We start from the raw sequence: 24,882 nt of genomic DNA, 5'->3' as shown, positions 1-24,882 counted from the left end.
CGAATGACGATGAGTGATTATCCGGCCATGCAGGCCCGGTTCGTGGCTGACATCGGTGCCGCCGCCGACCTCGACGCGCTCGAAGCGCTGCGCGTCGCCGCGCTCGGCAAGGCGGGCAGCGTTTCGGCGCTCTTGAAGACGCTGGGCGGAATGAGCCCCGAGGAACGGCAGGTGCAGGGACCGCAGATCCACGCGCTACGCGAAGCCGTCACCACCGCGATCGCCGACCGCAAGGCCGCGCTCGAGGGTGCGGCGCTCGAGGCGAGGCTCGCGGGCGAGCGGCTCGACATGACGCTGCCCGCCGATGCAGCACCCCGCGGCAGCGTCCATCCGGTGAGCCAGGTGATGGACGAGCTCGCCGAAATCTTCGCCGACATGGGCTTCGCGGTCGCGACCGGCCCCGAGATCGAGGACGACTGGCACAATTTCACCGCGCTCAACATCCCCGAGACGCATCCGGCGCGCGCGATGCACGACACCTTCTATTTCCCGACGCAGATGAACGATGCCGCGGGCCGGGCGATGCTGCTGCGCACCCACACCTCGCCGGTGCAGATCCGCACGATGATGAGCGATGAGCCGCCGATCCGCATCATCGCGCCGGGCCGCGTCTATCGGAGCGACAGCGACGCGACGCACACGCCGATGTTCCATCAGGTCGAAGGTCTGGTCATCGACCGCGGCATCCACATGGGGCACCTCAAGTGGACGCTCGAAACCTTCCTCAAGGCCTATTTCGAGCGCGACGACATCGTGCTGCGCCTGCGCCCGTCCTATTTCCCCTTCACCGAACCCTCGGCCGAGGTCGATGTCGGCTACCGCCAGGAAAAGGGCCGCCGCATCGTCGGCGGGTCGGGCGACGACGAGGGGCATGCGTGGATGGAGCTGCTCGGCAGCGGCATGGTCAACCGCCGGGTCATCGCCAATTGCGGGCTCGACCCCGACGAATGGCAGGGCTTCGCCTTCGGAGTCGGGGTCGACCGGCTCGCGATGCTGAAATATGGCATGGACGACCTGCGCGCCTTCTTCGACGGCGACCTGCGCTGGCTGTCGCACTACGGGTTCGGCGCGCTGTCGGTCCCGACGCTATCCGGGGGGATTTCGGCATGAAGATCACCCGCCTTATGATTCTGGGCCCCGGATCGCAGTCCGGGGCACGACAGGGAGACTTTCGATGAAACTCACCCTGTCGTGGCTACGCGAGCATCTCGATGGCGAGTTCGCCGTCGCGGACGTCGTCACCACCCTGAACCGCATCGGCCATGAGGTCGAGGGCGTCGAGAATCCGGCTGAGAAGCTCGCGGGTTTCCGCGTCGCCAAGGTGCTGACCGCCGAGAAGCATCCGCAGGCCGACAAGCTGCAGGTGCTGACCGTCGAGGCCGGCCCAGAAGTCAACGCCGGCGCGCCGCTCACCGTCGTCTGCGGCGCGCCCAATGCGCGCGCGGGCCTGGTCGGTGTGCTCGGGCTGCCGGGCGCGGTCGTCCCCGCGAACGGCATGATGCTGAAGGTCGCCGCAGTGCGCGGGGTCGAATCGAACGGCATGATGTGCTCGACGCGCGAACTCGAACTCGGCGACGACCATGACGGCATCATCGAGCTTCCCGCCGATGCGCCGGTCGGCACCCCCTTCGCCGATTATTCGGGCGCGGGCGATCCGGTGATCGATATCTCGATCACTCCCAACCGGCAGGACTGCATGGGCGTGCGCGGGATCGCGCGCGACCTCGCCGCCGCCGGGCTCGGCACGCTGAAGCCGCTCGTCGTCCCGACGATCGAGGGCGAAGACGCGCCCGCCACGGAAATCCGCACCGACGACCCCGAAGGCTGCCCCGCCTTCTATGGCCGCACGATCAGCGGCGTCGTCAACGGCACCGCTCCCGAATGGATGCGGCGACGGCTCGAGGCGATCGGCCAGCGCTCGATCTCGGCGCTCGTCGACATCAGCAACTATGTGATGTTCGACCTCGGCCGTCCGAGTCATATCTACGACCGCGCGCAGCTGTCGGGCGCGCTCGTCGCGCGCCGCGCCAAGGCGGGGGAGACGGTCACCGCGCTGAACGGCAAGGACTATAGCCTGACCGACACGATGACGGTGATCGCCGACGACGCCGGCGTCCACGACATCGCCGGGATCATGGGCGGCGAGCATAGCGGGTGCAGCGAGACGACGACCGACGTGCTGATCGAGATCGCCTATTTCACCCCCGAGCGCATCGCGCTGACCGGACAGGCACTCGGCCTGACCAGCGACGCGCGTGGCCGCTTCGAGCGCGGGGTCGACCCCGCCTTCCTCGACGATGCGACCGCGATCGTCACCGGCCATATCCTCAGCCTGTGCGGCGGCACCCCCTCGGCAGTGACGCGCGCGGGCACGCCGCCGGTCGCGGCGCGGCACATCGATTACGACCCCGCGCTCGCCGAAACGCTGGGCGGCGTCGCGATTCCGCAGGATCGGCAGCGCGCGATTCTCGAAGCGCTCGGCTTCACCGTGATGGAGCTCGGGGCGCTGTGGCAGGTCACCGTGCCGAGCTGGCGCCGCGACATGGACGCCGCGCCCGACATCGTCGAGGAGGTCGCGCGCATCCACGGTTTCGACACGATCCCGTCGACCCCGCTGCCGCGCACCGATGGCGTCGCGAAACCGACCGCGACCCCCGACCAGCTGCTCGAACGGCGCCTCCGCCGCGCCGCCGCGGCCGCGGGCTTCCATGAAGCGGTGACGTGGAGCTTCGTCTCGGAGCGCGAGGCCGCGCCCTTCGGCGGCGGCGCCTGGTCCCTCGCCAATCCGATCAGCGAGGATCTGAAGGTGATGCGTCCCTCGCTGCTGCCCGGCCTCCTTTCGGCGGCGGCGCGCAACCAGAATCGCGGGGCCGAGAGCATCCGCCTGTTCGAGGTCGGCCGCCGCTATCTCGCCGATGCCGAGTATCCGACGCTCGCCGTGCTGATGGCGGGCGACAAGAGCGCGCGCGGCTGGCAAGCGGGCAAGGCCGCGCCCTTCGACGCCTTCGACGCCAAGACCGCCGCGCTGGCGCTGCTCGAAGCCGCCGGCGCGCCCGCCGACCGGCTGCAGGTGATGGAGGCGGTCGCCGAGGGCGCGATCTGGCATCCCGGCCAGGCGGCCACGCTGCGCCTCGGTCCCAAGGCGGTGCTCGCCGAATTCGGCGCGCTCCACCCCGCGCTGACGCGCCATTTCGACGTCGACGGCCCGGTGATGGCGGTGCAGATATTCCTCGATGCGATCCCCGCGAAGCGCGCGAGCGGTCCGGCACGCGCGGCCTTCACCCCGCCGGCCCTGCAATCGGTGCGCCGCGACTTCGCCTTCCTCGCGCCCGAAGCGCTCACCGCCGCCGACCTCGTCCGCGCGATCCGCGGGGCCGACAAGGCGAGCATCGTTGACGCGCGCCTGTTCGACCGCTTCGCGGGACAGGGCGTCCCCAAGGGGCAACTGAGCCTCGCGGTCGAAGTCGAGCTGCAACCGCAGGAGAAGAGCTTCACCGACGCCGAGCTGAAAGCGGTCGCCGACAAGGTGGTCGCGGCGGCGGCGAAGCTGGGGGCGGTGCTGCGGGGCTAGGGTCAGGACCCTGGCGCGCCCCGCGCCTCACTGATATTCGACCGTCACGGGAATCCGCCCGCGATAATCGCCGTCGTCGAGCCCGGCGAGCTGCAGGCGGCCGCCGAAGCGGAAGCGAAGCCGTCCGTCGGGACCGAGCCGCGGTGCGGGCGGAAGATCGGTGACGAGACCGGTGACCATCGCGTTGCGGCCGCCGGTTCCCGCAAGCTCGACCGCCGCGGGCAGGACGATGCGCAGTTCGGCGCCCGGCGCGCCGCGCACCGTCACCACGCCGCTGACCGCGAAGCCGCCGAGATCGACGAGATCGCCGCTGAGGCGCCGCGCGCCCGACATGGGATCGAGCTCGACGGTGCCGCCCGTCGCGCCAACCGCGACGCGGCCCATGTCGAGCTGGGTTTCGATATCGACGTGGAGCGGGGTTTCGATGGCGGCCGTGCGGCCGGACGCGGCGGGCGAAGAGGCATCCTTCGCGCACAGCAGGCATTGCGCCGATACCGCGGACGGCGCGACGAGGGCAAGCAGCAGGGCAGGGATCGGGCGCATCTTCACGCCTGCCCTTCTAGCGCCCTCATGGTTAATCCGCCGTAAAGCGGCCCCGCCGCATCGACGGCCGGGCCATGCCGCCCTTGCGGGGCGGCGGTGGCGGACCGATATGACGGGCAGACCGGCGCGCCGACATCGGGGCGCGCGCAGAGGAGTTCACGCCATGACCGATCCCAAAGCCGACCGCGACCTCGACCCGATGGCGCGCCATGTGCTGCGCGAAGGCGGCACCGAACGCGCCTTCACCGGCAAATATACCGACCATAAGGGCGACGGTATCTATCGCTGCGCCGGCTGCGGCGCGCCGCTGTTCGATAGCCGCACCAAATATGACAGCGGGTCGGGCTGGCCGAGCTACACCGCCCCCGCGGGCGAAGCCGCGGTGACCGAATTGACCGACACCAGCCACGGCATGATGCGCACCGAAGTGCGCTGCGCCGCATGCGAAGGCCATCTGGGTCACGTCTTTCCCGACGGGCCCGGGCCGGCCGGGCTGCGCTATTGCATCAACAGCGCGGCGCTTGACTTCGCGGACCGTGGGCAGGAAGAGGCGGAAGCCGGCGAAGGCTGAACGCCGCCGGGGGGCCGACGTCAACGGGCCGCGCCGGCAGGGGTGCGGCGAGGGAAGGAACAGAGGCTTTGCGCCGCGAAAGACAGCAGGCATCGTCGGGTAAATCGTCATCGGGAGGCCAGAAGAGCCGCGGCTCCGGAAGCGCCGAGCCTTCGCGCCTTCGCGTCTGGGTGCGCCGGATCCTCCGCTGGGGCGTGGGCCTCGCGATCGTCGCGCTGGTGGCGATCGCGGTCGCGGTCGGCATCGCGGCGCAGCGCATTCCGAGCTTCGAGGAGCTCAAGAAATCGCCCGCCGGGCAGACGGTGCGCATCCACGCCGCCGACGGCACCATCTTCTTCTCGCTCGGCCCCAATTACGGCCGCTGGCTGACGCTGCGCGAGACGCCGCAGGTCATGCAGGACGCGATGGTTGCGGTCGAGGACCGGCGTTTCCGCTATCATCCCGGCGTCGACCCGGTCGGCCTCGCGCGCGCCGGGGTGTTCGCGGTCGAGCATTACGGCAGCGGGCGGCGGATGCAGGGCGCCTCGACGATCACCCAGCAGCTCGCGCGCAACGTCTTTCTGTCGAACAGCTACACCTGGTCGCGCAAGCTGCGCGAGATGGTGCTCGCGATGGCGCTCGAATGGAAATTCTCGAAGGACGAGATTCTCGAACTCTATCTGAACAAGGTCTATTTCGGCGGCGGCAGCTATGGCATCGACGCCGCGTCGCGGCGCTTCTTCGGGCATAGCGCGACCGACATGTCGCTGTCGGAAGCCGCGGTGATCGCAGGGCTGGTCAAGGCGCCGTCGCGCTATTCGCCGACCGCCGACGCGCAGGCCGCGCTCGGCCGCGCCGGGGTCGTGCTGAAGGTCATGGTCGACGCCGGGGTGATCACCCAGGCGCAGGCCGACGCGGCCAAGCCCGCCGACGTCGAGCTGGCGCAGGAAACGGGGCAGAACAGCGCGCGCTATTTCACCGACTGGGCATTGCCCCAGCTCGACATGCTGATCGACGAGGGCAATGAGCCGATCGACGTCTATACGACCATCGACCTCGGCATGCAGCGCGCGGCGACCGCGGCGGTGCAGGCCAATGCGCCGCGCGGGGTGCAGGGCGCACTCGTCTCGCTCGACCGCGACGGCGCGGTGCGCGCGATGGTCGGCGGCACCGACTATGTCGCGTCGAACTACAACCGCGCGACGCAGGCGGTGCGCCAGCCGGGGTCGGCGTGGAAGCTGTTCGTCTATATGGCGGCGCTCGAGGCGGGCTATAAGGTCGACGACGAGGTGGTCGACGAGCCGGTGACGATCGGCGGCTGGAGCCCACGCAATTCGTCGGGTCGCTTCGCCGGGCCGATGAGCCTGCGCACCGCCTTCGCCTACTCGGTCAATACGATCGCCGCGAAGCTGGGGAGCGAGATCGGCTTTTCCTCGGTCGCCAACATGGCGCGCCGCTTCGGAATCACGACGCCGATCAACACCCATCCCTCGATGGTGCTCGGCAGCGCCGAGGTGCGCGTGATCGACATGACCGCCGCCTTCGCCGCGGTCGCGCGCAAGGGCGTGTCGGTGCAGCCCTATGGCATCACCAAGGTGACGACCGCCGACGGCCGCCTGCTCTATCAGCGCAAGCCGGAGGGCGGGCAGCAGCTCGTCGACAGCTGGGTCGCGGCGGGCATCACCGACCTGCTCCAGACCGCGGTCAACACGGGCACCGGACGCGCGGCGCAGATCGGCCGCCCGGTCGCGGGCAAGACGGGGACGACGTCGAGCAACAAGGACGGCTGGTTCCTCGGCTTTTCGAGCGGGCTGACGACGGGCGTTTGGATGGGCCGCGACGATGCGAAGCCGGTCGGCGGCCTGCAGGGCGGCCGTGCGCCTGCAAAGGCCTTTGCCGATTATATGCGCGTCGCGGTGGCACGCCGCCCGGTCGAGGCGTTCGATACCGAGGTGAAGCTGCCCGAATGGCAGCTCGAGGAGGATGACGACGCGATGTTCGGCGCGCCCGAGGATGGCGGACTGGTCGACGAGAACGGCATGCCGATCGAGCTGCCCGGCGCGGCACCGCCGCCCGAAGGCGGCGACGTCGCGCCGCCGCCGCCCGCCGACGAGGGCCCGGTGCTCAACCAGCAATGGATCGAGGAGCAGACCGGGCGGCGCTCGCCGTCCGACGGCGGCGCGGCGCCCAAGGGTAGCCAGGCCACCCCCGCCAGACCCGCGCCGCCGGTGATCCGCATTCCGCCCGCCCGGACGCCGCAGCGCGATTCGGCGGGCGAGGGGAACTAGGCTGTAAAACGAAAGCGATGCAGCCCGCGGCCTTCGCGCCGCAGCCATGCTCGCGCCGCCCCGACATCGCCGTCGTGGAGCGAATCGACCAGCGCGTGGAAAGCCGGACCATGATCCATGTGGCGCAGATGCGCGACCTCGTGCGCGACGGTCGCGCGGCGAACATGGTCCGGCGCCATGATCAGCCGCCAGCTGTAGCGCAGGTCGCCGCCGTGGGTGCAGCTGCCCCAGCGGCTGCGCGGATCGCCGATGCCGACGCGCCCGACGCGCAGCCCGGCCGCCGCCGCGATCTCGCGGCTTTCGCGCTCCATCAGCGCGAGCGCCTCGGCTTTCAGCCAGCGCTCGACGCGGCGGCCGACGGTCTCGACCGGGCCGCCGAGGGCCAGCGCGTCGTCGGTCGCGCATAGCGCGCGCGGGCGCGCCGGGTCCCAGTCGATGCGCCGCTCGGCCCCGAACAGCGGCACGCGCGCGCCGGGCCCGACGATCACCGGCGCCACCGCCTTGCCGACTTGCGCCGCGATCCAGTCCTGCTGTTCGCCTGCCCACTGGAGCGCCTTGGCGCTGTTCGCGCGGCGCGGCAGCGTCAGCCGCAGCTCGGCGCGCGCGGCGTCGAAGACGAGGCGGTAGCGGCGCGCGCGCGCATGGTGGACGAGGCGCACCGGCCACGCCTCGTCGCCGATCCGGATGTGCGGGCCGTCGGCCGCGAAGCGCGCGTCAGACGACACGTTCCACCAGATGGTTTTCGAGCGGTCCCGCGACATCCTCGCCCACCGTCCAGCCGACGATCGATTCGCCCGCGCGGTGCACCGCGTCGCGGTCGCCGCAGACCAGATAATGCCACTCGGGCAGGGGCCGCCCCTCGGCGCGCAGCCGATAGGCGCAGCTTTGCGGCAGCCATTCGATATCGGCGACCTTGCGCTTGGTCAGCGTCAGGCAATCGGGAACATGGCGGCGGCGATGCCTGTAATCGCCGCAGCGCGCGGTCGAAAGATCGAGCAGGCGGCACGCGACGTTGGTCGGATAGATGCGGCCCGTGTCCTCATCCTCCAGCTTGTGCAGACAGCATTTGCCGCAGCCGTCGCACAGCGCCTCCCACTGCCCGGCGTCGAGGCTGGCGAGCGGCGCTTCCCAGAAGGGGGGGGCGGTGCCTACTTCACCCATTTCGCCAGCTCGGCGGCGACCTTGTCGGGCGCGCCCTCGTCGGCGTCGGTCGTCGGATCGTCGACCGGCAACATCGCCAGCGGCTTGCCGTCGGGGCCCATCAGAAAGGCGATCTGGGTGTGCGCCATCAGATAGCGGTCGGGCGCCGACCCCTCGACCTTGTTGTAAACGACGACATATTCCTTCGCGACCTGCGCAATCTGTTCGGGCGTGCCGGTCAGGCCGAGCAGGCGCGGATGGTAGCGGCTGACGAAGGCCCCCATCGCCTCCGGCGTGTCGCGCGCGGGGTCGATGGTGACGAACAGCGGCTGCACCTTCGCGCCGAGTGCCGGTGCCGCCTTCTCGAACTGGGCGAGCCCGCGCATCAGCTTTTGCAGGTCGACCGGACAGATGTCGGGGCAGAAGCTGTAGCCGAAGTAGAGGAGGCGATATTGGCCCGCGAAATCGCTGTCGCGGACGGTGCGGCCGTTCTGGTCGGTGAGAGTGAAGGGTCCGCCGATCCGCGCGCCTTCGAGCGGCGGGCGCGCGGCGGGCGCGGGCGACGCGCCGTCGCAACCCGCGAGCGCGGCGCCGAAAGCGAGGAGCAGGCTTGCGCGAAGCAGCTTTTGGCCCATAATTGCGATATTCATCATCGGTCCAGCCTTGCGGGGGTAGGCGCCGAAAATCAACCTTTGTCGTCGCACGCCGCGACGCTCTATGACCCGAGGTCGCTCTTATGACTCGTCGCGCGAAATCCGCTTTCGCTTCGCTGTTCCTGCTCGCCGGCGTCGCCGGCGCCTTCATCGCGGCGCCCGCGGCGGCGCAGTTCAGCGACACCTACAACTTCCTGCAGGCGGTCGAGAGCCGCGACGGCGACAAGGTGACCAAGCTGCTGAGCGACAATGATGCGCGGATCGTCAACACGCGCAGCCCCGACAATGGCGAGACCGCGCTGGCGATCGTCGTCAAGCGCCGCGACCTCACCTGGCTGAAATTCCTGCTCGGCAAGGGCGCCGACCCCTCGATCGCCGACCGCCAGGGGACGACCCCGCTGATGCACGCGGCGCTGATCGGCTTTCCCGAGGGCGCCAACGAGCTGCTCGACCGCAAGGCGCCGATCGACCAGACCAACCGGCGCGGCGAAACCGCGCTGATCCTGGCGGTGCAGGCGCGCAACGCGTCGATGGTGCGCCTGCTCGTGCGGCGCGGCGCCAGCCCCGACAAGGCCGATCATATCGCGGGCATGTCGGCGCGCGACTATGCGAAACGCGACGACCGCAGCGGACAGATGCTCGAACTGCTCGACGCCAAGGCCGACGCGGCCCCGCGCGATTCGGGCGCGGTATTCGGCCCCAATTGATCTCGCAATGTGATTCCTGAATTGACAATCACATTATGATGTGAAATTGGGACTGCATGTCTACGCAACTCATCGACCGCATCCGCGGCATCGTCGACGACGGCACCATGTCCCGTTCGGGTCTGGCGCGCGCCGCAGGCCTCCACGCCAACAGCCTTCGCGACCTCGATTCGGAGGGCTGGAACCCCACCGCCGACACGCTGCGCAAGCTCGAGAACTGGCTCGCGCACGGCAGCGACCTGTCGCCGATGGCCAGCCCTGAGGAAATCATCGCCGAGGCGCGCAACGGCCGCATGTTCATCCTCGTCGACGACGAGGACCGCGAGAATGAGGGCGATCTGATCATTCCGGCGCAGATGGCGACCCCCGACGCGATCAACTTCATGGCGACCCACGGCCGCGGGCTGATCTGCCTGACGCTGACGCGCGAACGCGTCGAGCAGCTCGGGCTCGAACTGATGACGCGCAACAACCGCTCGCGCCACGGCACCGCCTTCACCACCTCGATCGAGGCGCGCGAGGGCATCGATACCGGCATCTCGGCCGCCGACCGCGCGCGCACCGTCTCGGTCGCGATCGACGCCGCGAAGGGCCGCGACGACATCGTCACGCCGGGTCACGTCTTTCCGCTGATCGCGCGCGACGGCGGCGTCCTCGTCCGCGCCGGCCACACCGAGGCGGCGGTCGACATCAGCCGCCTCGCCGGGCTCAATCCCTCGGGCGTGATCTGCGAGGTGATGAACGACGACGGGTCGATGGCGCGGCTCGACGACCTCATCCCCTTCGCGCGGCGCCATGGGCTGAAGATCGGCACGATCGCCGACCTGATCGCCTATCGCAGCCGCACCGACCGGCTCGTCGAATGCGTCTCCGACGAACCGTTCGAATCGGACTATGGCGGCGACTGGCGTTTGAAATCCTATCGCAACAAGACCGACGGCAGCGTCAATCTGGTGCTGCAGAAGGGGCAGGTCGACCCTGACGGGACGACGCTGGTCCGCATGCACAAGGTGTCGCTGTTCGACGATATCATGGGGCGACCGGGACCCAAGAAGCGCCGCCTGCAGCGCTCGATGGAAGCGATCGGCACCGCCGGATCGGGCGTGATCGTGCTGCTGATGCGCCCGCTGCCGGGTTCGGCCGAGACCGAGGAAGCGCCGCCGGCCGAGGGCATGGACCTTCGCACCTATGGCATCGGCGCCCAGATTCTCGCCGACCTCGGCGTGCATGCGATGGAATTGCTCACGCCGTCGCACAACAATCTCGTCGGCCTCGAAGGCTATGGCCTTTCGGTCGTCGGCGAACGCTCGATCCCGGGGGAGGCCGCGTAATGGCGCATGTCCTGATCGTCGAGGCGCGCTTCTACGCCCATTTGAACGACATGCTGCTCGACGGCGTGCGCAGCGCGCTTGAGGCCGAAGGACACAGCCACGAGACGGTGACGGTGCCCGGCGCGCTCGAGGTTCCTGCGGCGATCTCGCTCGGCGCCGACAGCGGGCGCTACGACGCCTATGTCGCGCTCGGGGTGGTGATCCGCGGCGAGACCTATCATTTCGAGGTCGTCTCGAACGAAAGCGCGCGCGGGATCATGGCGCTGACCCTCGACGGGCTGGCGATCGGCAACGGCATCCTCACGGTCGAGAATGAAGAGCAAGCGCTTGCGCGCGCCGACAAGACGCGCAAGGACAAGGGCGGCGAGGCGGCGAAGGCCGCGCTCGCGATGCTGGCTCTGAAGGAACAATTCGGCATTGGCTGATCGACCGCCCCCCGGCCGCTATTCCGTCGTCGAACGCGGCGGGCGGCTGGTGGTCATCGATCGCGAGACCGGCCGCAGCCCGCCAAGCGCTGCCGAGCGCATGGCCGAGCATGACCGGCGCGTGGGAAACCAATCCGCCCGTCCTGCGGCGCGGCGATCGCCCGAGGAAGCGGCCGCAGACCTGACCCCCGAGGTCGTCGAGCTGGTGATCGAGGCACCGGTACGGCCCGCAAACCCTGCCATGGCGGCCACTGCCGCGGCGATGAGCCGTAAGCAACTCGCGCCGGATCGGAACCGCAGCGCTCCCGCCGCAGCGCCGGCGCGTATCGCCCGGCGGCCGCAGCCTCAACCGCCGGCGGGGAACCGCAAGACCTTCACGACCGGCAAATGGTGGGACGCCAAGGGACCGCGCACGATCACGCTCGGCCCCAGCGGCCAGGCCGAGCTGACCGGCGGCTTTCTGGCGCTTTTCTTCGGGCTGGTGATCGCGGCGATCGTCGCCGCCTTCGTCGCGCTGCCGCTGCTGTTCGTCGGCGGCTTCCTGCTCGTTCGCTTCGGCGGGCAGATAGTCGGGCCGGCCGGAGCGCGGATCATCGACAAGGCGATCGCGGCGCGCGATTAGAGTCTGTCCTGCTTAGGCGGAATCCAACGGATCGACTTGACCAGGGCAGAGTCTATCCCCTGTCGTCGCCCCTGCACGGGCAGGGGCGACGGGGATCGTTACGCCGCGACCAGCGCCGGATAGTCGGTGTAGCCTTCGGGGCCCGGCGAATACCAGGTCTGCGGATTGTCTGCCGACCACTCGGCGCCGGCGCGGATGCGCTCGACCAGATCGGGGTTGCCGATGAAGGGGCGGCCGAAGCTGATCGCATCGGCGACGCCGCCCGCCAGATCGGCCTCCGCCTGCGCCACGCCATAGTCGCTGTTGAGGATCAGGGGGCCCTTGAAGGCGGCCCGGATCGCGGGCGACTGCTTCGGCACATCCGTTTTCCCGAACGTGCCGTCGGGACCGGGTTCGCGCAGCTCGAGGAAAGCGATGCCGAGCGCGTCGAGCGCCGCCGCGGCCGCCGGGAAGAGTTTTTCGGGCGCGCTGTCGTCGACGCCCTGCGAATTGCCGTTGGGCGACAGGCGCACCGCGACGCGATCCCTGCCCCACACGCCGACCAGCGCCTCGGTCACCTCGCGCAGCAGGCGGATGCGGTTCTCGACCGGGCCGCCATAGTCGTCGTCGCGCAAATTGCTGTTGTCGCGCAGGAACTGGTCGATCAGATAGCCGTTGGCGGCGTGGAGCTGGACGCCGTCGAAACCGGCGCGCTTCGCATTTTCGGCGGCAAGGACATAATCGGCGATCAGGCGCGGAATCTCTTTGAGCTCGAGCGGACGCGCCACTTCGAGGTCGCGGCGCCCGACCGGCGTATGCGCGCGGCCCTCGCCCTGCGTCGCCGACGCCGAGACGGGCGGCTTGCCGTCGTTGAACACCGAATGGACCAGACGGCCCATGTGCCAGAGCTGCGCGACGATGCGCCCGCCCGCCTCGTGCACCGCGTCGGTCACCGGCTTCCAGCCTTCGACCTGCGCGTCGGTCCACAGGCCCGGCGCCGAGGGCCAGCCGAGCCCTTCCTGCGAGATGCCCGTCGCTTCGGAGATGATCAGCCCCGCCGAGGCGCGCTGGCGGTAATAGTCGCGCGCCAGCTCGTTCGGCACGAAGCCCGGCCCGGCGCGCCCGCGCGTGAGCGGCGCCATGATAATGCGGTTCGGCGCTTCGATGGCGCCCAGCGTGATCGGATCGAGAAGCGATATGGTCATGAAGTCCTCCGCATAACATTTCCCGCGACGCCTTGGTGGACCGCCGCTATGGGCCACACGAGCTATGGACGCGCGGCGCCCAAGACAACAGTGGGTAGCAAAAGAAAATCTATATGACAGCGAAGAACGACGGCACGGGCGGCATGGAAGCAGCGACGAATCGCGGCCGCTGGGCCTTCGCCGCGCTGCTCGGCGGCAATATCGTGCTGTCGGTGGGCGCGCTTCTCGTGCGGCTCGCCGACACCGGCCCGGTCGCCTCGGGCTTCTGGCGGATGGCGATCGCCCTGCCCTTCCTCGCGCTGCTCGCGTGGCGCGAGACCGGCGGGCGGATGCCGCCGCGCGCCGCGATCGGCATCGCGATGGCGGCCGGCATCTTCTTCGCGCTCGACCTCGCCGCGTGGCACCTCGGCATCTTGCGGACCAAGGTCGCCAACGCGACCCTGTTCGGCAATTGCGCCAGCCTGCTGCTCGTCATGTGGGGCATCTTCCTCGCCCGCACCCTGCCGCGCGGGTGGCAAGCGTTCGCGGTGCTTCTCGCTTTCGCGGGCTCGGCGCTGCTGATGGGGCAGAGCTACGAACTCGCTCCCGCTTATCTCGCCGGCGATCTCTTGAGCCTGCTGGCGGGGGTTTTCTATACCTTCTACGTCATCCTGATGCAGCGGGTGCGCGGCGAGTTGGCGGCGTGGACGACGCTCGGCCTCGCCTCGGCGGCGACGCTGCCGATCCTGCTCGGCTCGGCGCTCGCGCTCGGCGAGATCGTCGTGCCGCAGAACTGGACCCCGCTGATCGTGCTCGCGCTGTCGAGCCAGGTCGTCGGCCAGGGGCTGCTGATCTGGGCGCTGCCACGCTTCTCGCCGCTCGTCATCGGGCTGACCCTGCTCGTCCAGCCCGCGATCGCGGCGCTCGCCGGCTGGCTGATGTTCGGCGAGCGGCTGACCGCGATCGACGTGATCGGCGGGCTGATGGTCGGCGCGGCGCTTGTGCTGATCCGGTTGCCGAACCGCCGCGCGGCGCCTATCTGATTCGCATGGCCTCGATCCTGCCCGCCGACCCGACGCTCGACGAGATTCGCGCCGCGCTCGCGCCGCTGATCGCCGAAAACGCCGCCTTCGACGGCTTCGGCGACGCCGCGCTCGCCGATGCGGCGCGGCGCGTCGGGGTCGATCCCGACGTCGCGCGCCTCGCCTTTCCCGGCGGCGGGTGCGACATGGTCGACGCCTGGTTCGCCGGCATCGATGCCGACATGGCGGCAAAATGGCCCGCCGAGCGGCTCGCGACTTTGAAAATCCGCGAGCGGATCACGACGCTCGTCGAGACGCGGCTCGACAGCCTCGCGAACCGCCGCGAATCGCTGCGCCGCGCGCTGGCGCTGCTCGCGCTGCCGACCCATGCGCCGCATGCCGCCAGGCTCGGCTGGCGCGCCGCCGACGCCATGTGGCGGCTCGCGGGCGACACGGCGACCGACTATAATCATTACAGCAAGCGCGCGATCCTCGGCGCCGTCTACGCCTCGACGATGGCGGTGTTCCTGGGTGACGAGAGCGAGGATTTCGCCGACACGCGCGCCTTCCTCACGCGCCGGATCGACGCGGTGATGCGCTTCGAGGGCTGGAAGCACCGCCGCGCCGCGCGCCGCATCGAACGCCCGAGCCTCGCGCGCTTCGTCGGCCGGCTGCGCTATCCGGGGCGATAAAGGACTGGCGCTCGTCAGCTGTTATTGATAATCGCTCGCAAATGACCGCGAAGCTCGATTCCGCCCCGCTCGGCACCGCCGTGCGCATCGCCCGCATCGATTGGGATATCCTCTCGCACGACGAGGGGCGACGGCTGCGCGAATTCGGGCTGATGGAAGGGGTCGAGGTCAAGCCGCTCCATCGCGGCAGCCTCTTCTCGCGCGAACCGCTCGCACTCGGCATCGGGCGCATGCAGGTGATCATCCGCGGCCGTCAGGCTGCCGCGATCGAGGTCGAGCCCGCGGCAGCAGCATGACCGGCGCCGTCCCCACCATCGCGCTCGCCGGCAACCCCAACGCCGGCAAATCGAGCCTGTTCAACGCGCTGACCGGCGCGCGGCAAAAGATCGCCAACTATCCGGGCGTCACCGTCGAACGGAAAGCGGGGCACGCGAGCTTCGCCGACGGGCGACCGCTGGCGCTGATCGACCTTCCCGGCAGCTACAGCCTGACCCCCGCGAGCCCCGACGAGGCGGTGACGCGCGACGTCGTGCTCGGGCGGCAGGCAGGTGAGCGGCGCCCCGATGCGCTCGTCGTCGTCGTCGACGCCGCCAATCTCGACAATCATCTCTGCTTCGCGCTCGAACTGATCGCGCTCGGCCTGCCGACCGTCGTCGCGCTCAACATGCTCGACCTTGCGGAACGCGACGGGCTGGCGCTCGATCCCGAGCGGCTGGCGATGGAGCTGGGCGTGCCGGTCGTCCCGACCGTCGCGGTGCGCAAGCGCGGGCTCGCCGAGCTGCTCGCCGCGGTGGACGGCGCGATCCTGTCGCACCAGACGCAGGCCGACGCGATTCCGGCGCCGCCGCCGACCGACGTCGCGCTGCACCAGCGCGCGCGCGCGATCGCGCGCGCGGGGACGATTTCCGAAACGCCGGTGCGCCGCTGGACCCAGCGGGTCGATGCGGTGGTGCTCCACCCCGTCGCCGGCTTCCTGATCCTGCTCGCGCTGATGTTCGTGATGTTCCAGGCGGTCTATGCCTGGTCGGAGGCGCCGATCGGCTGGATCGAGGGCGGCATCGCCGCGCTGCAGGAGGCGGCGGCGAGCGCGCTGCCCGACGGCTTCGTGCGCGGCCTGATCGTCGAGGGGCTGCTCGCGGGCGTCGGCGCGGTCGTCGTCTTCCTGCCGCAGATATTGATCCTCTTCCTCTTCATCCTGCTGCTCGAGGCGTCGGGCTACATGACCCGCGCCGCCTTTCTGATGGACGGGCTGATGGCGAAGGTCGGCCTGTCGGGGCGCGGCTTCATTCCGCTCTTGTCGAGCTTCGCCTGCGCGGTGCCCGGCATCATGGCGACGCGCGCGATTCCCGACGCCAAGGACCGGCTGACGACCATCCTCATCGCGCCGCTGATGACCTGTTCGGCGCGATTGCCCGTCTATACGCTGATCATCGGCGCCTTCATTCCCGCGCGCGCCGTCGGCGGATCGCCGGTCGGCCTGCAGGGGCTCGTCCTTTTCGGACTCTATGTCGCGGGCATCGTCGGCGCGCTCGTCGTCGCGTTCGTGCTGCGCCGCTCGGTGACCAAGGGCAATGCCGCGGGCTTCATGATGGAGATGCCGCGCTATCAATGGCCGCGGCTGCGCGACATCGCGATCAGCCTGTGGCAGCGCGCGTGGATCTTCCTGCGCCGCGCCGGCACGATCATCGCGATGACGACGGTGGTGCTCTGGCTGCTGCTGAGCTTTCCGAAGGCGCCCGCCGACAGCGAGCTGCGCCAGGTCGATTACAGCGTCGCCGGCCGCATCGCGAGCGGGCTGGAGACCGTCGTGCGGCCGATCGGCTTCAACCACGACATCGCGCTCGCGCTGATCCCGGCGATGGCGGCGCGCGAGGTCGCGGTGTCGGCGCTCGCCACCGCGAATGCGATCGACGCCGGCGACGACGAGGATGCGGTCGCCCAGTCCTTGAGCGAGCGCCTCCAGGGCCGCTGGAGCATCGCCACCGCCCTCGCCTTCCTCGCCTGGTTCGTCTTCGCGCCGCAGTGCATTTCAACCATCGCGATCACCCGGCGCGAGACCAACGGGTGGAAATGGCCAATGTTCATGGTTGGCTATTTGTTCCTGCTCGCCTATGCCGCTGCTGGTATCACTTACTGGACGGCCGTCGCCTTCGGACTCGGCTGATCCTCCAACACTCGAGCGGAGCGGAGCGGCGATGGCTGGCAGCGTCAACAAGGTTATTCTCATCGGCAATCTGGGCGCCGATCCCGAAATCAAGTCGTTCCAGAACGGCGGCAAGATCGCCAATATCCGCATCGCGACCTCCGAAAACTGGAAGGACCGGATGACCGGTGAGCGCAAGGAGCGCACCGAATGGCATAATGTCGTGATCAACGGCGAAGGGCTGGTCGGGGTCGTCGAGCGCTATCTGAAAAAAGGCAGCAAGGTCTATATCGAAGGCAGCTTGCGCACCCGCAAATGGCAGGATCGCGACGGCAACGACCGCTACACGACCGAGGTGGTGATCGCGGGCATGGGCGGCACGCTGACCATGCTCGACGGCGCGCCCGGCGGCGGCGGGTCGCGCGGTGGCGGCGACAGCTGGAACCAGGGCGGCGGATCGAGCGGCGGCTGGGATCAGGGCGGCGGTTCGGGCGGAAGCTCGGGCGGCGGCTGGAACCAGGGCGGCGGTGGCTCGGGTGGCGGCAGCCGTCCGCCCTTCGACGACGATCTGGACGACGACGTCCCATTCTGAGGTTCTGATTCATGGCGAGTGACCTGCTGACCGCCGCCGACGTCGCGCGCGGCGTCTGCCGGCTGTTCGCGCAGGCGGGGCTCGTCGCGATCCCAGAGGTGCCGCTGCCCAATGGGCGGCGCACCGACCTCACCGCGATCGACGCCAAGGGCAACATCACCATCGTCGAGATCAAGGTCAGCCGCGCCGACCTGCACGGCGACGGCAAATGGCCCGACTATTGCGACTGGTGCGACCGTTTCTACTGGGCGCTCGCGGCGGGGCTCGACCCCGCGATTCTCGAAACCCCCGATTATCGTCCCGAAACCTCGGGCCTGATCGTCGCCGACCGCTATGGCGCCGCGGTGGTGCGCGAGGCGGCAAGCTGCCACCTCGCCCCCGCGCGCCGCAAGGCCGAGCTTCTGCGCATCGGCCGCCTCGCGATGCGCCGCTCGATGGTGGCGGCGGACCCCGAACTGGCGGCGGGGTGGGTGGAAGGATAAGCGGTCGCCCCTGCCTTAGCAGGGCCGACCTTCTATGCGCCGCGCGCCTGCATTCGCGCCAGATAGCGCGCGAGCACGTCGATCTCGAGATTGACCGGCCGCCAGGTCGCGGCCTCGTCGAGGGTGGTCATCGCGCGCGTGTGCGGAATGATGTTGAGCGCGAAATGGGCCGCGCCGTCGGCCTGGTCCTCGACCGTGTTGACCGTCAGCGACACGCCGTCGACCGAGATCGATCCCTTGGGCGCGATGCTCGCCGCGAGCGCCGCGGGCGCGGCGATGACGAGCGTCCAGCTGTCGCCGACCGCGGTCGACGAGACCACCGTGCCGACGCCGTCGACGTGGCCGGTGACGATATGCCCCCCAAGCTCGTCGCCGACCTTGAGCGCGCGTTCGAGGTTGAGGCGGCGCCCCGCGTCCCACATGCCGGGCGCGGTGCGGGTGACGGTTTCGGCACTGACATCGACCGCGAACCAGTCGCCCTCGCCATCGCGGCCCTTGTCGACGACGGTCAGGCAGGCACCCGAACAGGCGATCGACGCGCCGAGGTCGATCGTGTCGCTGTCGAAGACGGTGCCGATGACGAGGCGCATGTCGCCCCGATCCTCGCGCACGCGGATGGTGCCGATGTCGCTGATGATGCCGGTGAACATGGATGCTTATTCCCTTCGGGTCCGCTCGTAGACGTCGAGCCGGTCGCTGCCAAGCAGGCGGCTGTCGGCGAGCCGCCAGCGGCCGTGGGCGTCGGAAAGATCGGCCAGACCGATATCGCCGATCGCGGCGCGGCCGCCGCCGACCAGGATCGGCGCGCGATAGAGGAGCAGCCGGTCGACGCGGTCGGCGGCGAGAAAGGCCGCCGCCGCCCCCGCGCCGCCCTCGACGAGCAGCGAATCGACGCTTTCGACCGATTCGGGCGATGCCGCCACGGTCCAGCCTTCGGGCGCGTCGCCGCGCGTCAGGAGGAAGCGCAGCGGTCCGCGGTCTTCGAGGCCCGGCAGCCGCACGTCGAGGCGGGGCGCATCGGCCTCCAGCGTGCCGCGCCCGACGAGGATCGCCTCGTGCCGCGCGCGTTCGAGGTGCGCATGCGCGCGGGCGCGGTCGCCGGTGATCCAGCGGCTCGACCCGTCGGCGAGCGCGATGCGGCCGTCGAGCGAGGTCGCGAGCTTGAGGGTGACGAAGGGGCGCCCCCGCGTCCGCCGCGTCCACCAGGGCGCCATCGCATCGCACGCCGCGTCAGCAAGCAACCCGGTCTCGACCGCGATGCCCGCTTCGCGCAGCCGCGTGATGCCGCGCCCGTCGGTGCGCGGATCGGGGTCCCGCAGCGCGACGATCACTTGCGCGACGCCGGCCTCGATCAGCGAATCAGAGCAGCAGGGGCCGCGCGGACTGTCATGCGCGCAGGGTTCGAGCGTGACATAGGCGGTCGCGCCGCGCGCGGCCTCTCCCGCTACCGCGAGCGCCATCGCCTCGGCGTGCGGCCGGCCGCCCGGCTGGGTCCAGCCGCGGCCGACAACGCGCCCGCCGCGAACCAGGAGGCAGCCGACATTGGGGTTGGGCGCCGTCCGCCCGCGCCCCCGCTCCGCGAGCGCGACGGCAGCGGCCATCCAGTCGGCGGCGGGCGGGTGCGGCATCAGGGCTGTTATTGCGGCGCCGGCGCGGGGCCGCGTGCCGCGCGCTCGGCGAGCGTCGACCGCCTGGGCGGCGCGGGCTTCGTGTCCTTGGTGAGCGTATCGGCCTCCTTGCCGAGCGTCTCGCGCGTCACCTTGTCGGCCTCGGTCGAATCATAGTCGACCCCCATCATGTCGGCGAGCTTCTGAAACTCGGCGCGGCGCTTGGCATTTTCGCGCGTCGTCTCCTTCGCGCGCGCGATCCAGTCGGCACGAACATCGGCCTCGCTGCGATTCGCCGACCAATTCTCGAAATAGATGATCTGCGGCTGGGGCTTTTCATAAGGGATCAGATATTTGCCGAAGCCCCAGAAAAGCAGGATCGCAAAGGCGATCGCGACCCCCCAGCTCGTCCAGCGGTGCGGGCGCGGTTCGCGGATATAGTCCCAGAAGTCGGAGACGCCTCCGGTGACATCCCAATTGTTGAACATTCCCATGGCGTCAATTTAGGCGATGTCGCGCCATTTTGCGAGGGGTGTGAAGATTGCGCCGGCGCGGCTTCTTCCGATCATGAATTGCAAAAAATGCAATCACGGATGCCCATTTCGCAGTTGCGAAATTCATTGTGCAGTGCAATATCACACTTGCCTTTTAGGCATCCTCTCCCAAAACTTTTACGGGCCGCCCTTGGGCGGCCCTTTTTTTCGACCTTTTTGGTAGAGAGGGTCGATTCGGTTGGCCGAATCAGTCCTGCGCGGGGGTTCGCGTTTCGAATCGCCGCACTTCGGCGATGAAGCTGCCCGGTAGCGGCGTCGGCTGTCCGCCATCACTGTCGATGTGCGCATAGCTGATCTCGATATCGGTAAGCCGCTCCGAATCGCGGAAAATCCCGCAATGAAGCGTGAAGCTCGTCCGTTCGAAGCGGCTGATTCGCGCCGCGATCGTGATCAGCTCGTCGAGCCGCGCGGGCGCGTGATAATCGATCTCGCAATGCGTTTCGCGAATATCTGTACCATATTGGTGAAAATAGGCACCCGGCTGCCCCTCGCCGAGCGCGCGGAAATATTCGGTGACCCCGATGTCGGCGTAGACGAGATAATGGCCGTTGAAGACGATATTCTGACCGTCGATCTCGTTGTAGCGCACGCGCACGCGCTCCTGTACACGGAAATCGGCCAGCGGCACCTCGCTGCGGTGGCTCATCGGCCCCGGCCCGTCAGGCGGCGAGCGCGGCGGGAGCGCGGTCGAGCGGCGCGCATGCCGCTTCGAGCCAGTCGCGATCCGCGCCGCTCATCCCCGGCGCGAGCTTTTCGAGCACCGCGGCGTGATAGGTGTCGAGCCAGTCGGCCTCGGCGGGCGAAAGCAGCGCGGTATCGACGAGATCGCGCGCGATCGGCGCGAAGGTGATCGTCTCAAACCCCAGCATCTCCTCCTCGGCGTCGGCGATGGCCTGCGGGACGACGACGACCAGATTCTCGATCCGGATGCCGAAGGCGCCCGCCTTGTAATAGCCGGGCTCGTTCGACAGGATCATCCCCGCGTGCAGCGGCTCCTCGGTCCCCGCCTGCCCGCCCGAGGGCTTGGCGATACGCTGCGGCCCTTCGTGGACCGCCAGATAGGCGCCGACGCCATGGCCGGTGCCATGCGCATAATCGACCCCGTCGGCCCACAGATATTGCCGCGCGAGAATGTCGAGCTGGCTGCCCCGCGTGCCCCTGGGGAAGCGCGCGGTCGCGAGCGCGATATGGCCCTTCAGCACCTGGGTGAAGCGGCGGCGCATCTCGGCGCTCGGCGTGCCGATCGCGATGGTGCGCGTGATGTCGGTCGTGCCGTCGGCATATTGCCCGCCCGAATCGACGAGATAGAGCGTGCCGGTTTCGATGGCGCGGTTGGTGGTTTCGTCGACCTTGTAATGCGGCAGCGCGCCGTTGGGGCCGGCGGCCGAGATGGTATCGAACGAGAGGTCGACGAGCGCGCCGCTCTGATCGCGGAAGGCGCGCAGCTTCGCCGCGGCGCCGAGTTCGTCGAGGCCGCCCTGCGGTGCGACCTCCGCCATCCATTTGAGGAAGCGCGCGACGGCGACGCCGTCGCGGACATGCGCGGCGCGGGTGCCATCGAGCTCGGTGGCGTTCTTGATCGCCTTGGGCAGCACCGCCGGGTCGCGGTGGCGCTCGATCTTCGCCCCGGCAGCTTCGAGCGCGGTGAAGATCGCCGCGACCGCGCGGTCGGGATCGACCGCGACCTTCTTGCCCGAAAGGCCGGCGAGCGCCGCCTCGAACGCGTCGCGATCGTGGATCCGGACGCTGTTGCCCAGGTGCGCGCGCACCGCGTCGGTGACCTTCTCGGGCGCGATGAACAGGTCGGCGGTCGCATCGGCATTCAGCAGCGCGAAGGCGAGCCCGACCGGCGTGTGCGTGACGTCCGACCCGCGGATGTTGAAGGTCCAGGCGATCGAATCGAGCGCGGTCATCACCGTCGTGTCGAGCCCCCTCGCCTTCAGCCAGTCGGCGACGACGGCGCGCTTGTCGGCCGCCGCCTGTCCCGCGAGCGCCGTGTCGTACACGGTGACCGGCGCATCGCTCGGCGCCGGCTGGCCGTCCCACACCGCGTCGATCGGATTGCTGGCTACCGCGACCAGTTCGGCGCCCTTGGCGGCGAGCGCCTTTTCGAGCCAGCGCGCCCAGTCGATGCCGTGCAGCCAGGGATCGTAGCCGATCTTCTGCCCGGCGCTGACGTTGGCGCCGAGCCATTCGGCGACGCTCGACTGCGGCACCCCGACATAATCGTAGAGGCTGCCATCGACCTGGGCGCGGACCTGCACCGTATAGCGGCCGTCGACGAACACCGCCGCCTTTTGGGGCAGCACCGCCGCGGTCCCCGCCGAGCCGCCGAAACCGGTGAGCCACGCCATGCGCTGCGCATAATCGCCGACATATTCGCTCATATGCTCGTCGCTGATCGGCACGACGAACCCGTCGAGGCCGCGCGCCTTCAATTCGGCACGCAGGCGGGTGAGGCGATCGGCGGGGCTGGTGCTGGGCCGGGGGGKAGACATGCGGCGTTCCTTGTTCCTACATCGCGGGCGATCCTGCCCACCGGGGGCGGCGCCGCGGGAGTTTTCCATGCGCCTCATTTGGATGTTTCTGGCGGCAATTGCCACCCCGCTTGTCGCATCGCCCCCGCTTTTGGCCCAAGAAAAGCAAGAGAAAGACGCCGATTTGACCGAACAAGCCCCTGCCCTGCCCCCTGCCCCCGTCGCCGACCAGCGCCCGCACCAGGTGACGCTGCACGGCCGGACGCTGTCCGATCCGTGGCACTGGCTGCGCGATCCCGGCTATCCAGAGGTCGATGACGCCGACATCCTCGACTATGTCAGGCAAGAAAACGCCTATTTCGACGCGGCGATGAAGCCGCACGCGAAGCTGGTCGAAACGCTGTTCCAGGAAATGAAAGGTCGCATCAAGGAGGCCGACGCGAGCGTGCCGCAGAAAGACGGCGACTGGCTCTATTGGGTCGAATTTGAGGAAGGCGCCGAATATAAGAAATGGTACCGCAAGCCCGCGTCGGGCGCGGGCGAATCGGCGCTGATCCTCGACGAGGTCGCGATGGCCGAGGGCAAGGAGTATTTCCGCCTGTCCGACGTCTCGATCAGCCCCGACGGGCGGCTGATGGCCTATGCGGTCGACGACAATGGCTCCGAACGCTTCGAGGTGCGCTTCAAGGATCTGACGACCGGCGCGGCGCTTCCCGACGTCATCCCCGGCACGCTGTCGTCGCTCGTCTGGACCGCGGGCAACGACGCGATCCTCTACGGTCTCGCCAACGAGAATTGGCGCACCGACAATGTCCGGCTGCACCGGCTGGGTACACCGGTCGCCGAGGATAAATTGCTCTACAAGGAGCCCGACATCGGCTTCGGCGTCGGGATCGGCAAGACCGCGGCGGACAATTACATCGTCATCGCGACCGGCGATAACGAGACGAGCGAGGTCTATCTGCTCCCCGCGGGCGACCCCGAGGCGAAGATGCAGCTCGTGTCGGCGCGCCGGAAGGGCCGCGAGTATAGCGTCGACGAGCGCGAGGGCACGCTCTACATCCTGACCAACGACGACCATCCGAATTTCCGCGTCGCGACCGCGAGCCTCGCGGCGCCGGGCGAATGGACGACGCTGATCCCCGGGTCGGATCACAGCTACATCACCGATCTTGCGATCTTCCGCGACTATTTCGTGCTCGAAACGCGCGAGGACGGGCTCGACCAGGTCGATGTCCGCCGCTACGACGCGCCGCTGACCCCCGGCCGGATCCGGTTCCCCGAAGCGACCTATGTGGCGGGGCTTGGCGATAATCCCGAATATCATCAGGACAAGCTCCGGCTCGACTATGAATCGATGATCACCCCCGACACCGTCTACGATTATGACGTGGCGACAGGGACGCTCGAGACGCTCAAAGTCCAGGAAATCCCATCAGGTTATGATGCGTCGCAATATATAACCGAATGGGTCAATCTTCCGAGCCGCGACGGCAAGACGATGATTCCCGCCTCGCTCGTCTACCGCAAGGGAACGAAGCGCGACGGCAGCGCGCCGATGCACCTTTATGCCTATGGGTCTTATGGCTATCGGGTCGCGCCGGGCTTTTCGACGACGCGCCTCAGCCTCGTCGATCGCGGGATGATCTATGGAATCGCGCATGTCCGCGGCGGCGACGACATGGGGCGCGCCTGGTATCTCGCGGGCAAGACGACCGAGCGCCAGAACACGTTCGACGATTTCATCGACGTCGCGAAGGGGCTGATCGCCAAGGGCTATACGCGCGCGGGCCGGATCTCGATCGAGGGTCGTTCGGCGGGCGGGCAGGTGATGGGGGTCGTGTACAACGAAGCGCCCGAACTCTGGGGCGCGGTGCTCGCGGGGGTGCCCTTCGTCGACGTGATCAACACCATGGTCGACGAGACGCTGCCGCTGACGCCGGGCGAATGGCCCGAATGGGGCAACCCGATCACCGACAAGGCGGCGTTCGACTATATGCTGAGCTACAGCCCCTACGACAATGTGGCCGCGAAGGCCTATCCGCCGATGCTGGTGTCGGCCGGGCTCAACGACCCGCGCGTCACCTATTGGGAGCCCGCCAAATGGGTCGCGAAGCTTCGTAACGTCCGCACCAACGATTCGCTGCTGCTGCTCCGCACCAACATGGGCGCGGGCCACGCCGGAAAATCAGGCCGCTGGGGCGCGCTCCACGAGGATGCCGAGGAATATGCCTTCGTGCTGACGCAGCTCGGGGTGGAAGACTAGGCTTCCCGCAAGCGGAGGCACTGTTCCTTCAAAGGGGTTGTGTGCGGCACTTCT

25 protein-coding genes are annotated in these 24,882 nt (G+C 68.9%); 15 read left to right on the top strand and 10 right to left on the bottom strand.

What is annotated here, in order from left to right; translation table 11 throughout:
* Positions 1–9 precede the first annotated feature (9 nt).
* Both pheS and pheT read left to right on the top strand, forming a co-directional pair.
* On the top strand, positions 10–1,110 hold the full coding sequence (gene pheS, locus CD928_RS15025; protein ID WP_095387882.1) for a phenylalanine--tRNA ligase subunit alpha: 1,101 nt from the start codon (positions 10–12) through the stop codon (positions 1,108–1,110).
* A gap of 64 nt (positions 1,111–1,174) precedes the next feature.
* The gene (gene pheT, locus CD928_RS15020) at positions 1,175–3,571 is read left to right on the top strand and encodes a phenylalanine--tRNA ligase subunit beta (protein WP_095387881.1); all 2,397 of its coding nucleotides are present in this window, start codon (positions 1,175–1,177) and stop codon (positions 3,569–3,571) included.
* A 27-nt stretch (positions 3,572–3,598) separates the two neighbouring features.
* On the opposite strand, the gene CD928_RS15015 is transcribed toward pheT, so the two are convergent.
* Positions 3,599–4,114: a DUF4402 domain-containing protein gene (locus CD928_RS15015; RefSeq protein WP_095388084.1), complete on the bottom strand. Its 516-nt coding sequence runs from the start codon at positions 4,112–4,114 to the stop codon at positions 3,599–3,601.
* A 163-nt stretch (positions 4,115–4,277) separates the two neighbouring features.
* Between CD928_RS15015 and msrB the strand changes: the two genes are divergently transcribed.
* Both msrB and CD928_RS15005 read left to right on the top strand, forming a co-directional pair.
* Positions 4,278–4,685 (top strand): peptide-methionine (R)-S-oxide reductase MsrB, encoded by a 408-nt coding sequence (gene msrB / locus CD928_RS15010; protein WP_095387880.1) that lies wholly within the window; start codon positions 4,278–4,280, stop codon positions 4,683–4,685.
* 170 nt (positions 4,686–4,855) lie between these two features.
* Positions 4,856–6,952 carry a PBP1A family penicillin-binding protein gene (locus CD928_RS15005; RefSeq protein ID WP_255247183.1) on the top strand — a complete coding sequence of 699 codons (2,097 nt, stop codon included), beginning with the start codon at positions 4,856–4,858 and terminating at the stop codon, positions 6,950–6,952.
* Here the strand turns inward: CD928_RS15005 and CD928_RS15000 are convergent.
* The 3 genes from CD928_RS15000 to CD928_RS14990 are packed head-to-tail and all read right to left on the bottom strand — an operon-like array spanning position 6,949 to position 8,745.
* A complete protein-coding gene (locus tag CD928_RS15000) occupies positions 6,949–7,713 on the bottom strand; it encodes a M48 family metallopeptidase (RefSeq protein ID WP_095387878.1) in 765 nt (254 codons plus the stop codon). The two genes, CD928_RS15005 and CD928_RS15000, sit on opposite strands and share 4 nt — an antisense overlap.
* The gene (locus tag CD928_RS14995) at positions 7,667–8,113 is read right to left on the bottom strand and encodes a YcgN family cysteine cluster protein (protein WP_095387877.1); all 447 of its coding nucleotides are present in this window, start codon (positions 8,111–8,113) and stop codon (positions 7,667–7,669) included. Before CD928_RS14995 ends, CD928_RS15000 begins: the two co-directional genes overlap by 47 nt.
* Positions 8,101–8,745 (bottom strand): SCO family protein, encoded by a 645-nt coding sequence (locus tag CD928_RS14990; protein WP_095387876.1) that lies wholly within the window; start codon positions 8,743–8,745, stop codon positions 8,101–8,103. Before CD928_RS14990 ends, CD928_RS14995 begins: the two co-directional genes overlap by 13 nt.
* Positions 8,746–8,828: 83 nt before the next feature.
* Here CD928_RS14990 and CD928_RS14985 point away from each other — a divergent pair, with 83 nt between their 5' ends.
* From CD928_RS14985 to CD928_RS14970, 4 genes are read left to right on the top strand one after another with little or no spacing between them, the layout of a single operon-like run.
* Entirely contained in the window at positions 8,829–9,452 is a 624-nt protein-coding gene (locus tag CD928_RS14985; RefSeq protein ID WP_095387875.1) for an ankyrin repeat domain-containing protein, read from the top strand.
* 56 nt (positions 9,453–9,508) lie between these two features.
* Positions 9,509–10,783: a 3,4-dihydroxy-2-butanone-4-phosphate synthase gene (gene ribB / locus CD928_RS14980; RefSeq protein WP_095387874.1), complete on the top strand. Its 1,275-nt coding sequence runs from the start codon at positions 9,509–9,511 to the stop codon at positions 10,781–10,783.
* Complete coding sequence (gene ribH, locus CD928_RS14975; RefSeq protein ID WP_095387873.1) at positions 10,783–11,208, top strand: 6,7-dimethyl-8-ribityllumazine synthase; 426 nt, start codon at positions 10,783–10,785, stop codon at positions 11,206–11,208. Before ribB ends, ribH begins: the two co-directional genes overlap by 1 nt.
* Positions 11,201–11,830: a hypothetical protein gene (locus CD928_RS14970; RefSeq protein WP_095387872.1), complete on the top strand. Its 630-nt coding sequence runs from the start codon at positions 11,201–11,203 to the stop codon at positions 11,828–11,830. The genes ribH and CD928_RS14970 overlap by 8 nt, the downstream gene beginning before the upstream one ends.
* A gap of 98 nt (positions 11,831–11,928) precedes the next feature.
* Here the strand turns inward: CD928_RS14970 and CD928_RS14965 are convergent, their stop codons facing one another.
* A complete protein-coding gene (locus CD928_RS14965; protein WP_095387871.1) occupies positions 11,929–13,014 on the bottom strand; it encodes an alkene reductase in 1,086 nt (361 codons plus the stop codon).
* A 113-nt stretch (positions 13,015–13,127) separates the two neighbouring features.
* Between CD928_RS14965 and CD928_RS14960 the strand changes: the two genes are divergently transcribed.
* From CD928_RS14960 to CD928_RS14935, 6 genes are read left to right on the top strand one after another with little or no spacing between them, the layout of a single operon-like run.
* Positions 13,128–14,036 carry a DMT family transporter gene (locus CD928_RS14960; protein ID WP_255247182.1) on the top strand — a complete coding sequence of 303 codons (909 nt, stop codon included), beginning with the start codon at positions 13,128–13,130 and terminating at the stop codon, positions 14,034–14,036.
* Between the two features lie 5 nt (positions 14,037–14,041).
* A complete protein-coding gene (locus tag CD928_RS14955; protein WP_095387870.1) occupies positions 14,042–14,707 on the top strand; it encodes a COQ9 family protein in 666 nt (221 codons plus the stop codon).
* 41 nt (positions 14,708–14,748) lie between these two features.
* Positions 14,749–15,003 (top strand): FeoA family protein, encoded by a 255-nt coding sequence (locus tag CD928_RS14950; protein ID WP_095387869.1) that lies wholly within the window; start codon positions 14,749–14,751, stop codon positions 15,001–15,003.
* On the top strand, positions 15,000–16,871 hold the full coding sequence (locus CD928_RS14945) for a ferrous iron transporter B (RefSeq protein WP_095387868.1): 1,872 nt from the start codon (positions 15,000–15,002) through the stop codon (positions 16,869–16,871). Before CD928_RS14950 ends, CD928_RS14945 begins: the two co-directional genes overlap by 4 nt.
* Before the next feature lie 31 nt (positions 16,872–16,902).
* Positions 16,903–17,442 carry a single-stranded DNA-binding protein gene (gene ssb, locus CD928_RS14940; protein WP_095387867.1) on the top strand — a complete coding sequence of 180 codons (540 nt, stop codon included), beginning with the start codon at positions 16,903–16,905 and terminating at the stop codon, positions 17,440–17,442.
* Positions 17,443–17,453: 11 nt separating this feature from the next.
* Positions 17,454–17,924, top strand: a complete 471-nt coding sequence (locus tag CD928_RS14935) for an MmcB family DNA repair protein (protein ID WP_095387866.1) — start codon at positions 17,454–17,456, stop codon at positions 17,922–17,924.
* 32 nt (positions 17,925–17,956) lie between these two features.
* Here CD928_RS14935 and CD928_RS14930 read toward each other — a convergent pair whose 3' ends face one another.
* From CD928_RS14930 to CD928_RS14910, 5 genes are all read right to left on the bottom strand, one after another.
* Positions 17,957–18,574, bottom strand: coding sequence for a riboflavin synthase (locus tag CD928_RS14930; protein WP_095387865.1), 618 nt, complete (start codon positions 18,572–18,574; stop codon positions 17,957–17,959).
* A gap of 6 nt (positions 18,575–18,580) precedes the next feature.
* Positions 18,581–19,525, bottom strand: coding sequence for a bifunctional diaminohydroxyphosphoribosylaminopyrimidine deaminase/5-amino-6-(5-phosphoribosylamino)uracil reductase RibD (ribD, locus tag CD928_RS14925; RefSeq protein ID WP_095388082.1), 945 nt, complete (start codon positions 19,523–19,525; stop codon positions 18,581–18,583).
* Between the two features lie 35 nt (positions 19,526–19,560).
* Complete coding sequence (locus CD928_RS14920) at positions 19,561–20,025, bottom strand: hypothetical protein (RefSeq protein ID WP_255247181.1); 465 nt, start codon at positions 20,023–20,025, stop codon at positions 19,561–19,563.
* A gap of 247 nt (positions 20,026–20,272) precedes the next feature.
* Complete coding sequence (locus CD928_RS14915; protein WP_095387863.1) at positions 20,273–20,731, bottom strand: thioesterase family protein; 459 nt, start codon at positions 20,729–20,731, stop codon at positions 20,273–20,275.
* 13 nt (positions 20,732–20,744) lie between these two features.
* The gene (locus CD928_RS14910) at positions 20,745–22,583 is read right to left on the bottom strand and encodes an aminopeptidase P family protein (protein WP_095387862.1); all 1,839 of its coding nucleotides are present in this window, start codon (positions 22,581–22,583) and stop codon (positions 20,745–20,747) included.
* Positions 22,584–22,665: 82 nt separating this feature from the next.
* Between CD928_RS14910 and CD928_RS14905 the strand changes: the two genes are divergently transcribed.
* Positions 22,666–24,828 carry a S9 family peptidase gene (locus CD928_RS14905; protein ID WP_095388081.1) on the top strand — a complete coding sequence of 721 codons (2,163 nt, stop codon included), beginning with the start codon at positions 22,666–22,668 and terminating at the stop codon, positions 24,826–24,828.
* The last annotated feature ends 54 nt before the right edge of the window (positions 24,829–24,882 follow it).

This window comes from Sphingopyxis sp. GW247-27LB, from assembly GCF_002277025.1.
Classification (GTDB): Bacteria; Pseudomonadota; Alphaproteobacteria; order Sphingomonadales; family Sphingomonadaceae; genus Sphingopyxis.
Note: the sequence above shows the minus strand (reverse complement) of the source record. Positions and strands in the feature narration are given on the sequence as shown.

Excerpts from the sequence above, each read along its gene's own strand:
- pheS (WP_095387882.1), top strand. The coding sequence starts at position 10 with ATGAGTGATTATCCGGCCATGCAGGCCCGGTTCGTGGCTGACATCGGT.
- pheT (WP_095387881.1), top strand. The coding sequence starts at position 1,175 with ATGAAACTCACCCTGTCGTGGCTACGCGAGCATCTCGATGGCGAGTTC.
- CD928_RS15015 (WP_095388084.1), bottom strand. The coding sequence starts at position 4,114 with ATGCGCCCGATCCCTGCCCTGCTGCTTGCCCTCGTCGCGCCGTCCGCG.
- msrB (WP_095387880.1), top strand. The coding sequence starts at position 4,278 with ATGACCGATCCCAAAGCCGACCGCGACCTCGACCCGATGGCGCGCCAT.
- CD928_RS15000 (WP_095387878.1), bottom strand. The coding sequence starts at position 7,713 with ATGTCGCGGGACCGCTCGAAAACCATCTGGTGGAACGTGTCGTCTGAC.
- CD928_RS14995 (WP_095387877.1), bottom strand. The coding sequence starts at position 8,113 with ATGGGTGAAGTAGGCACCGCCCCCCCCTTCTGGGAAGCGCCGCTCGCC.
- CD928_RS14990 (WP_095387876.1), bottom strand. The coding sequence starts at position 8,745 with ATGATGAATATCGCAATTATGGGCCAAAAGCTGCTTCGCGCAAGCCTG.
- CD928_RS14985 (WP_095387875.1), top strand. The coding sequence starts at position 8,829 with ATGACTCGTCGCGCGAAATCCGCTTTCGCTTCGCTGTTCCTGCTCGCC.
- ribB (WP_095387874.1), top strand. The coding sequence starts at position 9,509 with ATGTCTACGCAACTCATCGACCGCATCCGCGGCATCGTCGACGACGGC.
- ribH (WP_095387873.1), top strand. The coding sequence starts at position 10,783 with ATGGCGCATGTCCTGATCGTCGAGGCGCGCTTCTACGCCCATTTGAAC.
- CD928_RS14965 (WP_095387871.1), bottom strand. The coding sequence starts at position 13,014 with ATGACCATATCGCTTCTCGATCCGATCACGCTGGGCGCCATCGAAGCG.
- CD928_RS14960 (WP_255247182.1), top strand. The coding sequence starts at position 13,128 with ATGACAGCGAAGAACGACGGCACGGGCGGCATGGAAGCAGCGACGAAT.
- CD928_RS14955 (WP_095387870.1), top strand. The coding sequence starts at position 14,042 with ATGGCCTCGATCCTGCCCGCCGACCCGACGCTCGACGAGATTCGCGCC.
- CD928_RS14950 (WP_095387869.1), top strand. The coding sequence starts at position 14,749 with ATGACCGCGAAGCTCGATTCCGCCCCGCTCGGCACCGCCGTGCGCATC.
- CD928_RS14945 (WP_095387868.1), top strand. The coding sequence starts at position 15,000 with ATGACCGGCGCCGTCCCCACCATCGCGCTCGCCGGCAACCCCAACGCC.
- ssb (WP_095387867.1), top strand. The coding sequence starts at position 16,903 with ATGGCTGGCAGCGTCAACAAGGTTATTCTCATCGGCAATCTGGGCGCC.
- CD928_RS14935 (WP_095387866.1), top strand. The coding sequence starts at position 17,454 with ATGGCGAGTGACCTGCTGACCGCCGCCGACGTCGCGCGCGGCGTCTGC.
- CD928_RS14930 (WP_095387865.1), bottom strand. The coding sequence starts at position 18,574 with ATGTTCACCGGCATCATCAGCGACATCGGCACCATCCGCGTGCGCGAG.
- ribD (WP_095388082.1), bottom strand. The coding sequence starts at position 19,525 with ATGGCCGCTGCCGTCGCGCTCGCGGAGCGGGGGCGCGGGCGGACGGCG.
- CD928_RS14920 (WP_255247181.1), bottom strand. The coding sequence starts at position 20,025 with ATGGGAATGTTCAACAATTGGGATGTCACCGGAGGCGTCTCCGACTTC.
- CD928_RS14915 (WP_095387863.1), bottom strand. The coding sequence starts at position 20,731 with ATGAGCCACCGCAGCGAGGTGCCGCTGGCCGATTTCCGTGTACAGGAG.
- CD928_RS14905 (WP_095388081.1), top strand. The coding sequence starts at position 22,666 with ATGTTTCTGGCGGCAATTGCCACCCCGCTTGTCGCATCGCCCCCGCTT.